Source organism: Hymenobacter coalescens (assembly GCF_054783195.1).
The window spans coordinates 23437-35580 of record NZ_BAAGRA010000017.1 but is presented as its reverse complement, the minus strand read 5'-3'; the positions used below and the strand labels follow the sequence as shown (position 1 = coordinate 35580).

The 12144-nt window shown below is 64.7% G+C and carries 14 protein-coding genes; 7 read left to right on the top strand and 7 right to left on the bottom strand.

Translation table 11 applies throughout. The features are described from left to right. From ACYVKQ_RS14705 to ACYVKQ_RS14695, 3 genes are all read left to right on the top strand, one after another. On the top strand, positions 1-2583 hold the full coding sequence (locus ACYVKQ_RS14705; protein WP_460676112.1) for a DUF5916 domain-containing protein: 2583 nt from the start codon (positions 1-3) through the stop codon (positions 2581-2583). 12 nt (positions 2584-2595) lie between these two features. Further along, complete coding sequence (locus ACYVKQ_RS14700) at positions 2596-2985, top strand: VOC family protein (RefSeq protein WP_460676111.1); 390 nt, start codon at positions 2596-2598, stop codon at positions 2983-2985. Positions 2986-3060: 75 nt separating this feature from the next. Then, positions 3061-3480, top strand: a complete 420-nt coding sequence (locus ACYVKQ_RS14695) for a hypothetical protein (RefSeq protein ID WP_460676110.1) — start codon at positions 3061-3063, stop codon at positions 3478-3480. A gap of 67 nt (positions 3481-3547) precedes the next feature. On the opposite strand, the gene meaB is transcribed toward ACYVKQ_RS14695, so the two are convergent. Next, complete coding sequence (gene meaB / locus ACYVKQ_RS14690; RefSeq protein WP_460676109.1) at positions 3548-4525, bottom strand: methylmalonyl Co-A mutase-associated GTPase MeaB; 978 nt, start codon at positions 4523-4525, stop codon at positions 3548-3550. Between the two features lie 194 nt (positions 4526-4719). Here meaB and ACYVKQ_RS14685 point away from each other — a divergent pair, with 194 nt between their 5' ends. Then, positions 4720-6117: a DUF5723 family protein gene (locus ACYVKQ_RS14685; protein ID WP_460676108.1), complete on the top strand. Its 1398-nt coding sequence runs from the start codon at positions 4720-4722 to the stop codon at positions 6115-6117. A gap of 210 nt (positions 6118-6327) precedes the next feature. Here the strand turns inward: ACYVKQ_RS14685 and ACYVKQ_RS14680 are convergent, their stop codons facing one another. From ACYVKQ_RS14680 to ACYVKQ_RS14660, 5 genes are all read right to left on the bottom strand, one after another. Next, positions 6328-6714, bottom strand: a complete 387-nt coding sequence (locus ACYVKQ_RS14680; RefSeq protein ID WP_460676107.1) for a VOC family protein — start codon at positions 6712-6714, stop codon at positions 6328-6330. A gap of 66 nt (positions 6715-6780) precedes the next feature. Next, positions 6781-7881, bottom strand: coding sequence for a hypothetical protein (locus tag ACYVKQ_RS14675; protein ID WP_460676106.1), 1101 nt, complete (start codon positions 7879-7881; stop codon positions 6781-6783). Between the two features lie 97 nt (positions 7882-7978). Then, positions 7979-8389, bottom strand: coding sequence for an Imm63 family immunity protein (locus ACYVKQ_RS14670; RefSeq protein WP_460676105.1), 411 nt, complete (start codon positions 8387-8389; stop codon positions 7979-7981). Positions 8390-8404: 15 nt separating this feature from the next. After that, positions 8405-8965: an NUDIX hydrolase gene (locus ACYVKQ_RS14665; protein WP_460676104.1), complete on the bottom strand. Its 561-nt coding sequence runs from the start codon at positions 8963-8965 to the stop codon at positions 8405-8407. Continuing rightward, positions 8962-9420 (bottom strand): VOC family protein, encoded by a 459-nt coding sequence (locus tag ACYVKQ_RS14660; protein WP_460676103.1) that lies wholly within the window; start codon positions 9418-9420, stop codon positions 8962-8964. The genes ACYVKQ_RS14665 and ACYVKQ_RS14660 overlap by 4 nt, the downstream gene beginning before the upstream one ends. Before the next feature lie 46 nt (positions 9421-9466). Here ACYVKQ_RS14660 and ACYVKQ_RS14655 point away from each other — a divergent pair, with 46 nt between their 5' ends. Beyond that, on the top strand, positions 9467-10114 hold the full coding sequence (locus ACYVKQ_RS14655; RefSeq protein WP_460676102.1) for a CatB-related O-acetyltransferase: 648 nt from the start codon (positions 9467-9469) through the stop codon (positions 10112-10114). Positions 10115-10127: 13 nt separating this feature from the next. Here the strand turns inward: ACYVKQ_RS14655 and ACYVKQ_RS14650 are convergent, their stop codons facing one another. After that, on the bottom strand, positions 10128-10853 hold the full coding sequence (locus ACYVKQ_RS14650) for a L,D-transpeptidase family protein (protein ID WP_460676101.1): 726 nt from the start codon (positions 10851-10853) through the stop codon (positions 10128-10130). A 343-nt stretch (positions 10854-11196) separates the two neighbouring features. On the opposite strand from ACYVKQ_RS14650, the gene ACYVKQ_RS14645 reads away from it, so the two are divergent. Beyond that, complete coding sequence (locus ACYVKQ_RS14645; RefSeq protein ID WP_460676100.1) at positions 11197-11682, top strand: ankyrin repeat domain-containing protein; 486 nt, start codon at positions 11197-11199, stop codon at positions 11680-11682. A 28-nt stretch (positions 11683-11710) separates the two neighbouring features. Further along, the gene (locus ACYVKQ_RS14640; RefSeq protein WP_460676099.1) at positions 11711-12097 is read left to right on the top strand and encodes a nuclear transport factor 2 family protein; all 387 of its coding nucleotides are present in this window, start codon (positions 11711-11713) and stop codon (positions 12095-12097) included. Positions 12098-12144: the final 47 nt, after the last annotated feature.

The window sequence follows — 12144 nt, the reverse complement described above, 5'->3', positions numbered from 1 at the left end:
TTGTGGTTACCGTTAGCCTGGCGGGCGCAAGCCCAAGCCACGGATGCGCCCTCCGCAGGGGGCTCCACCACACTGGCACCCAAAAAGCAGCTGCAGGCAGTGCGCATCACGGGCGGCATCAAGCTGGACGGGCAGCTCGACGAAGCCGCGTGGCAGCAGGCACCCGTTGCCACCGATTTCATCCAGAACCGGCCCAACCCGGGCCCCCACGAGAAGCACCCCACCGAAGTGCGGGTGCTCTACGACGACGCCAACCTCTACATCGGGGCGATAATGCACGACGTGAGCCAGGATTCCATCCTGCGCGAGCTGACGCCGCGCGACAACTTCGGCAACACCGATTTTATCGGCCTCTTCCTCGATACCTACCACGACAAGCTCAACGGCTACGGCTTCTTCGTGACGACGGGCGGCGTGCAGATGGACTGTCGCTATTCGCCCGCCGGCGGCGAGGACTTCAACTGGAACGCCGTGTGGGACTCGCGCACCGCGGTGAAAGGCACCGACTGGATAGCCGAGATGCGCATTCCGTACTCGGCCATTCGTTTCAGCAACCAGTCCGTGCAGCGCTGGGGCCTGAACTTCATGCGCCAGCGTAAGCGCGACAACCAGGCTTTCTTCTGGAACGAGGTGAAGCCCGCCATCGACGGCTTCGTGAACCAGTGGGGCACGCTGGAAGGCGTGCGCGACGTGAAACCGCCGCTGCGCCTCTCGCTGACGCCCTACGTATCGGGCTACGTGAACCACGACCCGCAGCGCAAAGTCGGCGAGCAGCGCACGACTTCCTTCAACGGCGGCGCCGACGTGAAGTGGGGCATCAACGAGAGCTTCACCCTGGACGCGACCCTGGTGCCCGACTTCGGGCAGGTGCAGAGCGACAACCAGGTGCTGAACCTTTCGCCCTTCGAGGTGCAGTTTGCCGAAAACCGGCAGTTCTTTACCGAGGGCACCGAGCTGTTCAACAAGGGCGGCCTGTTTTACTCCCGCCGCGTGGGCGCGCAGCCCATCGGCTACAACGACGTGGAAAGGCAGCTGCGTGCGGGCTACTACAGCCGGGAGGACGGCCGGCGCATCGGGGGCGAGTACGTGGTACAGAACCCCGGCGTGACGCAGCTGCTGAACGCGACCAAGATATCGGGGCGCACGAAAAACGGCCTGGGGGTAGGGGTGTTCAACGCCCTGAGCAACAACGTGTACGCTACCCTGCAGGACAGCGCTACGGGCGCCCGGCGCGACGTGCTCACGCAGCCGTTCTCGAATTACAGCATCGCGGTGCTCGACCAGTCGCTGAAGAACAACTCGTACGTGTCGCTCATCAACACGAACGTGACGCGCTGGGGCCGCACCTACGACGCGAACGTGACGGGCGGCCTGTTTCGCTTCGCCAACAAGAAGAACTCCTACGCCGTGGACGGCCGCGTGGTGTATTCGCGCCGCCGCGGCACCGCGTTCGGCTCCGAGGAGCTGATTGATGACCGCGACGGCTACAAGTACCAGGTGGGCGTGGGCAAGATCAGCGGCGCCTTTACCTGGAACCTGAGCCACGGTATTGAGTCGGACCGCTACAATCCCAACGACCTGGGTATTCTGTTCGGTAACAACAAAATCGCGCAGGAGCTACAGGTGCGATACAACAAATTTAATCCCTTCTGGAAAGTGAATAACCTCTCCACCTATCTGGGGACGTACCACTCGCTGTTGTATTCGCCGACGCGCTACCAGGTCATGAATTTGTATGGTGGCGCGAACACCACGTTCACCAAAAGCTTCCTAAGCGCAGGCTTCAACTTCGAGCTCTACCCCGTTACGCGGGATTATTTCGAGCCTCGCCGTTACCCCTTAGGGCGCTATTTTGTCAAGAAACCGGCCAACGCGCTGTTGGGGGGCTACATTTCTTCCGACTACCGCAAGAAGGTGGCACTGGACGTGAATGCCACCCTGGTGCCGTATGGCGAGGACGACCGGCTGCCGCGCCCACGCCGTTCGGACATCAGCATGGGCTTCTCGCCGCGTTACCGCGTGAACAACCGCCTGAACTTCCGCTACGCCCTCGACTGGAATCTGAGCCAGAACCAGATCGGCTACGCGGGCCGGCTGCAGGCCGCCGATACCGTGGGTGGCAGCTTCGTGCGGGACATGCGCGAGGCGGGCGACCCGCTGCTGGGCCGGCGCCGCGTGGTGACGGTGGTCAACACCCTGAACGGGGCTTACACCTTCAACAACCGCATGTCGTTTACCATCCGGGTGCGGCACTACACCAGCACGGTGAACTACCGCGAGTTTATCCGCCTGCGGCCCGAGGGCGAGGAGGAAATCGTGGACTTCCGCCGCAACCGCGACAACACCTACAATGCCTTCAACGTGGACGCGGTGTACTCCTGGTGGTTTGCGCCCGGCTCGCAGATCAGCGTGGTGTGGAAAAACGCCAACAGCGCCAACTTCGCCGACCGCCCCGGCAACCAGGCCACGCCGCTGTACTTCGATAACCTGGCCAACACCATCAACACGCCGCACAACAATTCCCTGTCCGTCAAGATCCTCTACTACCTCGATTACCTGGCCGTGCGACCCCGCCGCGGGTAACTACCTTTGGGTATGGCTCAACGAATTGGCGCGATAAGCATTCTGGTCCGGGATTACGACGAGGCGCTGGCCTACTACGTGGGCGTGCTCGGCTTTCGGCTGGTGGAAGACACCGACCGCGGCGCGGGCAAACGCTGGGTGCTGGTGGCACCGTCGGCGCCGGATGCTACCCCATTGCTGCTGGCCCAGGCCGCTACCGACGAGCAACGCGCCCTGATCGGGCGGCAGGGCGGCGGGCGCGTGTGGCTGTTTCTGAACACCGACGACTTTGCCGGCGACTATGCCCGCTACGCGGCACGCGGCGTGCAGTTTCTGGAGGAGCCCCGGCACGAGAGCTACGGCTCGGTGGTCGTGTTTGCCGACTGCTACGGCAACAAATGGGACCTGCTACAGCCCCGGTAAGCCGTGGGGCCAGGGCCGCAACGAGTTGACCCGCTTCGGCCGCAGTAGTAATTTGTCGGGCTTTTATCCCAGCCGATGAAATACGTTGCTGCTTTACTGATGATCTGCTGCGCCCTGCTCGGCGCGTGCAAGAAGGCCGATACCAAACCTGACGTCAGCTTGCGCTTTTCCGGCACGCAAGTCGATAATCTGGCGCCTTACGTGCTGGCATTCAGCTACGATGCAGCCAGCGGCCAGCACAACCCCATTTTTGCCGCCTCGGACGTCACCGGCACGCCGCAAACCCGCAAGATTACCCCGGCTGAAAATCAGCGGCTGGAAGTAACGGCAGAGCTGCGCAACGCGTCCGGACCGGTTCCGGCGGGTGCCGTGCTCAAAGTTGAGGTTCTGGTGGGCGAACAGGTGCGCCGTACCATTCAGGTCGATGCCAGCACCCCGCGGCAGCCCAGCGGCCTTCCGCAGGCGTCCACGTTCATCGAGTACTCGGAGCTGTAGGCCGACTGCCGGCCCGAAGCCAAACGGGCGGACCGCACTGCTGGGCCTGCGGTGGGGCTCAGGGACTTCACAGCCCCAGCAGCTCCGTGGCCGCCGCGAAAGCCGATTGCTGCCCGCTCATCACCCGCTGCTGCACCTCGGAGAGGCGGCTGGCTACTTCCGGGCGGGCATAAAACCGTTCCTCCAGAGCTTCCCGGATGCTCTGGTGCAGCCATTGCAGGTTCTGCTCCTGCCGGCGCTGCCCGAAAAAGCCGTTGCCCCGCGTCAGCTCCAGGTAGCGGCCGATTTCCTCCCACACCCCCGGCACACCTTCGCCCGTTACGGCCGAGCAGGTGCGGGCCACCGGCGCCCAGCCCGACGCCGCGTGCGGAAACAGCTGCAGCGCCGACTGGTACTCGCGCCGGGCCCGCTTGGCGGCCAGCTCGTTGCCCCCGTCGGCCTTGGTGATGACCACCGCGTCGGCCATTTCCATGATGCCGCGCTTCACGCCCTGCAGCTCGTCGCCGGCGCCGGCCAGCATCAGCAGCAGAAAGAAATCGACCATGCCGTGCACCGCCGTTTCGCTCTGGCCCACGCCCACGGTTTCCACGAAGATGACGTCGAAGCCGGCGGCCTCGCACAGCAGCAGCGCCTCGCGGGTGGCGCGGGCCACGCCGCCCAAGGAGCGGCCGGCCGGCGAGGGCCGGATAAAGGCATGCGGGTGCGCGGCCAACTGGTTCATGCGCGTTTTGTCGCCCAGGATGCTGCCGCCGCTGCGCTGCGAGGTGGGGTCCACGGCCAGCACGGCTAGGCGGTGGCCCTGCTCGGCCACCAGGTGCATGCCCAGGGCCTCGATGAAGGTGCTTTTGCCTACGCCCGGCACGCCCGTGATGCCCACGCGCACCGAGCGGCCGGTGTGGGGCAGCACCGCCCCGAGCACCTGCTGGGCCAGCTGCTGATCGGCGGGCAGCGCGCTTTCGACAAGGGTGATGGCACGGCTGAGCACGAGTCGGTCGTGGGCCAGCAGGCCGTCAATGTACTGGGCGGCGGTGAGTCGTTTGGGCACGGCAGGGGGGAGGCGAAGGTTCGGCAGCGCCGGGGTGGAGGCAGGGCTGGGTGCCAGTTGGCAGGAGCACCCCTCGATTCGTGGCGCGGCGGCGTTGTTTCGGCGGCTTAAATGTAGCTACTTGCCCCGGCGTTGCGCCCGGGCCGCCCGGCACATTATTCGGCGCCCCCTTCCGTCCCTCAACTATTTCGGTGATGAAACGACTACTGACCGGCCTGGCCCTGAGCGGCCTCGCGCTGGCGCCGCTCGGCCTGCGCGCCCAAAACGAGCTGAGCAACTTTGGCTCTACCGGCCGCGGGGGCGTGGCCAATACCTTCGTCAGCGACTACCAGGCCATCGGCATCAACCCGGCCAATCTGGCCCGCATCGGCAGCCCCAAAGTGGCCTTCGGCCTGCTGCAGTACGGGGTGGGCCTTGGCTCCCAGTCGCTCACGCGCGAGCAGATGAACCGCTTCATCCGCCGCGTCGATGACAACCTCTCGGCCGCCGAAAAGCAGGAACTGGCCCGCGCATTCACCTCCGACGACGCGCTGAACCTGAACGCGGACATCCTCACGTTCGGCGCTTCGGCCTCCATTCTGGGGCTGGGCACGCTGGCCGTCAGCAACCAGCAGCGCATCGTGAGCCACATCGGGCTGAACAAGAACATGGCCGAAATTCTGTTCCTGGGCCGCAACGCGCCCATTTACCAGAACTACGACCGGCGCACGGCCCCGCTGGTGTCGACGGCCCTGGAGGGCACGCGCATGCAAATGAGCTGGCTCAACGAGTTCAACGTCGCCTTCGGCCGCCGCATCCTCGACAATGACCTGTTCCAATTGTCGGCCGGGGTGGCCTACCGCTACATCGAGGGCGTGGGCGTGGTCGATATCCGGGCCGAGGGCGGCAAGCTCAACGCCTTCGGGGCCGTTTCGCCGCTGTTCGACATCAACTACGGCGACCTGGCCCGCAACCCGCAGTTTAACTACCGCAACGGCGGCTCGGGCCTGCGCCCGGTGGGCAAGGGCAACGGCTTCGATCTGGGCGTGGCCATCGAAGCTGGCAAGGCGCTGCGCATCGGCCTCGCGCTAACCGACGTGGGCAGCATGACCTGGGAGGGTAACCTGCTCACGGCCAACGACCAGAAGCTGAAACAGCTGAACTCAACGGGCGTGGGCACTTACAACTTCTTCAAGGAAGCCGCGCAGCTGGTGGCCGCCGGCACCGATAGCATCTTTCAGTACCAGCCCAGCGCCAGCCGCAAGGAGGATCTGCCTACCAAGCTGCGCGGCGGCGTGGGCTTCCGCATCAGCGAGTACTTCGAAACCGGCCTCGACGTGACCGTGCCGCTGAATGAGGCTGCCGGCAACCTGCCCAAACCCTTCATCGGGGCCGGCGTCGACTTCAAGCCCGTGCACTGGCTGCGCCTGAGCAGCGGCCTGAGCACCGGGGCCGGCTACGGCTTCAGCCTGCCGCTGGGCATTACGCTGGCCACCAAGCACTACGAAGCCGGCATCAGCACCCGCGACATGGTGGGCCTGTTCACCTCCGAGCACCCGTACGCCTCGGTGGCCGCCGGCTTCCTGCGCTTCAAGTTCGGGGAGCAGAAGTAGAGTAGAAAAGAACGTGGTGGAGTAAGCAGAAAGCAGCCCGTCATCCTGACGACGGAAAAGCTTTCCTGCAACCCTGCACCAACCAAAAAAGCGCAGCCATAACCTAAAACCGGTGGTGGCTGCGCTTTTGGTTTTACCTGCAATCAACGAGCGTTGGCGCCTTTACTTAGGCAGCAGTGCAGGGGGCGAAGGAGGTACTTCGGCTGTGCCTCAGGATGATGGGCTGATCGGTTCCCAGAGTTCGAGGCTGTTGCCTTCTGGGTCGAGGATGTGGACGAATTTGCCGTAGTCGTAAGTGGCAATGTCGTCGAGCACCGTCACGCCTTCCTGTTTGAGCTGAGCCACCAGCGCCTCCAGGTCATCCACGATGTAGTTCATCATGAATTCCTTGGTAGAGGGGGCGAAATAAGTGGTATCAGCGGGAAACGGGTTCCAGACGGTCATGCCCGCTTGTTCCTCCCCGTCGTTCTTGCGCCACTGAAAAACGGTTCCGTAGGGGCTGTTTTCGAAGCCTAATTTCTGGGCGTACCATTCCCGGAGTTGATCGGGGTTCTGGCTCTTAAAGAAAATTCCTCCGATACCGATGACCTTTTTCATGGCTGCAGTTGGCTGGTGTCAACAAGAATATGCTTTTTTAGCCAAATGCTAATATGATTAGTTGGTTTATTTAAAATAGCTCTGGATGAAGATGGGTAGACCCAATTTGCTGCGCCGTCCGCCGAGCTTGATGCCGTCGTCGGTGTATTTGGCAGCCATGCCGGCGGCGTTCGGGTTTTCGATGATGCCCAGAAAGGGGTTGTCTTCGCGGGCCACGTAGATGCGGCCGTCGGGGCCGAGCTGCAAGGAGCCGATTTTGCGGTTGGCGGAGTTGCCTACGGCCGTCTTGGCGCCGGTTTTCAGGTCCACCTGCCACACTTGGGCGTTGCCGCCGCCGTTGCCGTTGCTGGTGGCGTACAGCTTCGAGCCGTCGGGGGAGAATTCCACGCCGTAGGCTTCTTCAAAGGGCCCGTACGATTTCGGGCTCTTCACCAGGCCGGTGGTGTTGTCGAAGTCAAATACCTCCACCTTGTTGGCTTCGCGCCAGATAGCTACCGCCAGCTTTCGGCCGTCGGGCGAGAATTTCATGCAGCCGATGGCATTGCGGCCCGGCCCGGCGTGCACGCTGCCCACGTTGCTCAGGATGGGTTTGGTCTGCACCCCGTCGGGCGTGACAAGGTAGCTCACGAAGGCACTGGAGTTCCAGCGGTGGCCCACCACCCAGATGTCGCGGCCGTTCTGGTGGCGCACAGCGGCCAGCTTTTCGGCCACCGGCGAGATAAGCAGGCCGTTGTGGCGTTTCACGTCGCCCATGCCGTCGGCGGCGGTCATGTCCACGGTGGAGTAGCGCATGCCCACCTGGCTGCCTTCGGCGGCGGTGGTGAAGATGTAAAACACGTTGCCGCTGCCCGGGTCGGGAATGACCAGAGCGCTTTGGGAGCTGGACTTGCTGCCCGCCAGGCCCTTGCCGTTGGGCATGATCTGGTGCTGGCGGTTCCACACGTTCACGCCGTTGGTATAAAACAGCAGCTGTCCGCGCGAGGTGGTGGCCACGCTGGAGCCTTCGTAGGTGGCCAGCTTGCCGTCGAGCAGCGGGGTGGGGGCACCCTGGCGGAAATCAAGGCCGGCCTCCTGGCCGAAGTACCACAGCGAAGCCTGCTGCTGGGCCTGAGCCAGGCCGGCACCGGTCAGCAACAGAGCCAGCAAAAAGGAGAATCGAGTGCGCATAAGCGTAAAAAGTGACGCCGCCGGGAAATGCGAAAGGCGGCCGTTGAGGTCTTGAACGCAAGACCGTGCCAAAATAAGGTGCAGCCACCCCGGCACGTTAGCCAAGGGAGTCGTCATACGGAGCGCTCCGCAGGGTGCGTTTCAGGCGGGCGGCGCAGCGCGTGGCCCAGGCCGGGCTGAGCGCAGCGAGCAAGCGCAGCTGCTCCTGAAACAGGAGCCGGCGGAAATCCTGCCCCGGCACCCGGTGGCGCACCTCGTAGTCGCAGGCCATGCTGAACGTCACGCTCTGGAATACCCAGTACAGCAGCTCGTCGGCATCGGTTGTCGTGCGTCGTTCCTGCTCCTGGCCGCGCTCCACCACCACGTAGTGCAGTCCGTGACCGTCGGCCTCCAGGTGCGGCCGGGCGCCGTCTTCGCTGAAGCCGTAGGTGGGCAGCAGCCACGCCGGGGCCCTGATGCGCGCGGCCAGCGCTTCCACTTGGTACTTGAGTTCCGGGAGTGTGTGCATGGTTCTGCTGGTAATCTAAATGGCCCATTCACCCGCTTGCAGGCGCGGCAGCAGCCCGCGCACGATGCGGTAGCTCAGACCCCAGAGCTTATGCTCGCCGAGGCGAATAAACGACACCGGCGCGGGCCGCGGCCAGCCGTCCAGCTGCCACTCCTCGGTAAAGTGCCGGGCCGGATCGAGTAAGTCGGCCACGCGCACTTCCAGTACCTCCACCACCTCGCGCTCCAGCCAGCGCCACACCGCCGGCCGCGTGATGCGCCCCAGAAACGGCGCGACGCGGTAGCCCGTGGTGATGGTGCTGATAACCGGCAGTTCGGCCAGCACCTGCACGGCTGCGCGGGGCAGGTATACCTCTTCTTCGGCCTCGCGCAGGGCCGTGTCGAGCAGGGAGGCGTCTTCCGGATCCTGCTTGCCGCCGGGAAAGGCCAGCTGCCCGCCGTGTACGCCGAAGTTGCTGCGCAACAGCAACACCAGGCGCAGCTCGCCGGCGTCGTCGCGGTACACGGGCACCAGTACGGCCGCCGCGCGCAGCTGTGGCCGCGGGGCAGGAGCGGCTGTTTCGTCGGGGGGCATCATGCCGACCACGCCTGCAGCTCGATGATGTTGCACTCGGGGTCGGTGACGTAGGCCCAGGTGACGCGGCGGCCCAGCGGCGTCACCTGCGTGGCGACGTCGCCCAGCGCCGTGCCGCCTGCGGCCAGCACCACGGCGCGGGCCTCGGCCACGTCGGGCACTTCAAAGGCGATGTGACCGAAGCCGGGCCGGCTGGGAGCGGTGCGGGCCCGGTTGGTGAGCGGGTCGTAGCCAAATATTTCCAGCGTGGGGCCGCCTTCGCCGTAGCCGGGCAGGCGCAGGTGCACCCCGCGCCGCCGCGAAGCTGGCTCGGTGGCCAGCGCGGCATCGTGGTAGTCGCGGTGGGGCAGCAGCGGCTCGCAGCCGAATACCCGCTGGTAAAATTCGGCCAGGGCTTCCCAATCTTCGGCCGTGAGGTTGGTGTGCGCGTAGCGCGCCACGAGCAGGGGTTTGTTCACTAGCTTGCGCAGGAAATAAAGGTGTACACTTCTTGACGGCGAACGAATGGGCAATATATCCAAGGCACACGGTCCGGACCCCGAGCTGGTGCACCCGCTGCCGGGCCAGACGCGCCTGGTGTTTCTGAAAAACATCGTCGACGACCCGCGCATCGAAGTGGGGGACTATACTTACTACGACGACTTCGACGATCCGCGCAACTTCCTGCGCAACGTGCTCTACCATTTTCCCTTCAGCACAGATCGGCTGCGCATCGGCCGGTTTTGCATGCTGGCCTCGGGGGTGAAGTTTGTGATGAACGGGGGCAACCACCGCACCGATTTGCTGAGCACCTACCCCTTTCCCATATTCGGCCACGGCTGGGAAACAGCCTTCGACGCGGCCAGCTGGCCCCACAAAGGCGACACGACCATCGGCCACGATGTGTGGATCGGCTACGAAGCCCTGGTGATGCCGGGCGTCACGGTGGGCAACGGCGCCATCATTGCCACCCGCAGCGTGGTCACCAAAGACGTGCCGGCGTTTGCCGTGGTGGCCGGCAACCCCGCTGCCGTGGTACGCATGCGCTTCGACGCCGATACCGTGGCTCGTTTGGAACAACTGGCTTGGTGGGATTGGGACGCCGCCAAAATCACCCGCAACCTGCCCGCCATCTGCGCCCGCGACCTGGCCGCGCTGGAGCGGGCGCAATAGCGCCGTCCGCTGCTCAGCGCACCACGTACGCACCCGTCGGATCGGTGGGCGGCAGCGTGCGGTGCGCCTCGAAGTACTGGTACACCGGGGCCAGGGTGGCCCAGAAATCGTGGTGCGGGCTAGCCCAGCGGGCTGCCAGATCGGTGGCGTTCAGCTCGAAGGGAAAGACGTGCACCGGCACCTCGGCCTGCCCGGCGGCGCGGGCCTCCACGGCCAGCACGTACAGCTCCGCGATGCAGGTATCGGTGATGGGCAGGCAGCCGATGGTCACGTTGGAGCCGTGGATGAAGATGTCGCCGCCCGGGTCGGCTTCGCCGCGGGCGCGGTCGGTGGCGTTGGGGTAGTCGAGGCCGAGCGAAAGGTGGTAAAGGCTGTTGGGGTTGTAGCGGTCGATGCGGTAGCAACCCTCGGGCACCTGCCCGTCGCCGGCGCGGCGCTTGGGGCCCAGCCGCCCCGAGGTGCCGGCCAGCGCGTAGCGGCGCAGCTGCTGGTAGCGGCCCTGCCCGCGGTTGCGCGCCCACACCTCCACGCGCTGCCCGATTTTAAAGGCCCGCAGGTACAATTCCAGCTGGGTGGGCTCGAGGCCACGGCGACGCAGCTCGGCCTGCAGCGCGGGCCAACGGCCGGCGTAAGCGGCCCGCACCCGCGGGTAGCGCTGCTGCGCGAGGCGAAACGTGGCGTCGGTGGGTTCGGGTCCCCCGAACAGCAGGGGCCAGAGCAGCAATAAGAAGCAGCGCATGGTGGCAGAGACAGTACGCTGCTCTAACGGTCCAGCTTGCGCCATACGTATGCGTGTTTTTAAATATAGGGGAGTGCTTGCGTAGGCCAAGGTGGCCCGCAGCCGGGCTAGCTGATTTGGTTGCTCCCACTTTCAAACACCGACCTGTTTGCATGATCTTCTGAATCCGGGCTGGCCACGCAACGGTGTGGAAAAAAATATGCGCCCGGCGGTTGATAGTAGATTGTTGACGAGCAACTTGCGGGGGTACCGGTGCTGCCCACGGTCCGGCCGCCCAAAGCTTTTCGGGCCCGCTGCGTATGCAGGGCCATTACCTGCCAACCTCCTTACGTCTGTGCTTGCCATGTCCTTTTCTTCTGCTCGCCCCGAAGACCTGCTCATCGACGCTGCCCGCCGCGGCGACGTGGCCTACATCCGCGAACTGCTGGCCGCCGGCGTCGACGTGAACACCCAGAACGGCAAAGGATTCACCCCGCTGATCATTGCCACCTACGACGACCAGCTCGAAGCGGCCCGGGTGCTCCTCGAAGCGGGTGCCGACGTGAACGTGCAGGACGTGAGCGGCAACACGGCCCTGATGGGCGTGAGCTTCAAGGGCTATGCCGAGGTAGCCCGCCTGCTCATCGCGCACGGCGCCGACCTGAACCTGCAGAACGGCAACGGCGGCACGGCGCTCATGTTTGCCACGCTCTTCGGCCGCCACAACATCGTGCCCATCCTGCTCGAAGCGGGGGCCGATACGACCATCCGCGACGTGCGCGGCCTCTCGGCCCGCGACTTGGCCCTGCAACAGGGCAACGAGGTAGCCCTGCAGCTGCTGCCCGCCTAACGAGCCGCGGCAGCCCCGCAAGCAAGCCATGCCCAGCCAACTTGAGCTCAACAAGCGAAACGCCCAGGCCTTCTACGACCTGATGTTCAACCAGTGCCAGCCTGCCGAAGCCATCCGCCGCTACGTGGGGGCCGAGTATATTCAGCACAACCCGCACGTGGCCGACGGCAAAGCCGCATTTATCGAGTACTTCGAGCGGATGGCCCGCGAGTACCCGGGCAAGCGCGTGGAGTTCCGCCGCGCCATTGCCGAAGGCGACTACGTGGTGCTGCACTGCTACCAGCACTGGCCCCAGGACCACGACTACGCCGGCATCGACATTTTTCGCTTCGATGCCGACGGCCGCATCGTGGAGCACTGGGACGTGCTGCAGGTAGTGCCGGCGCAGATGGCGCACCCAAACGGCATGTTTTAGCGCGGGCCTGCGCCTACCACCTATAACCCAAAGCCCGCCCCGCCCAC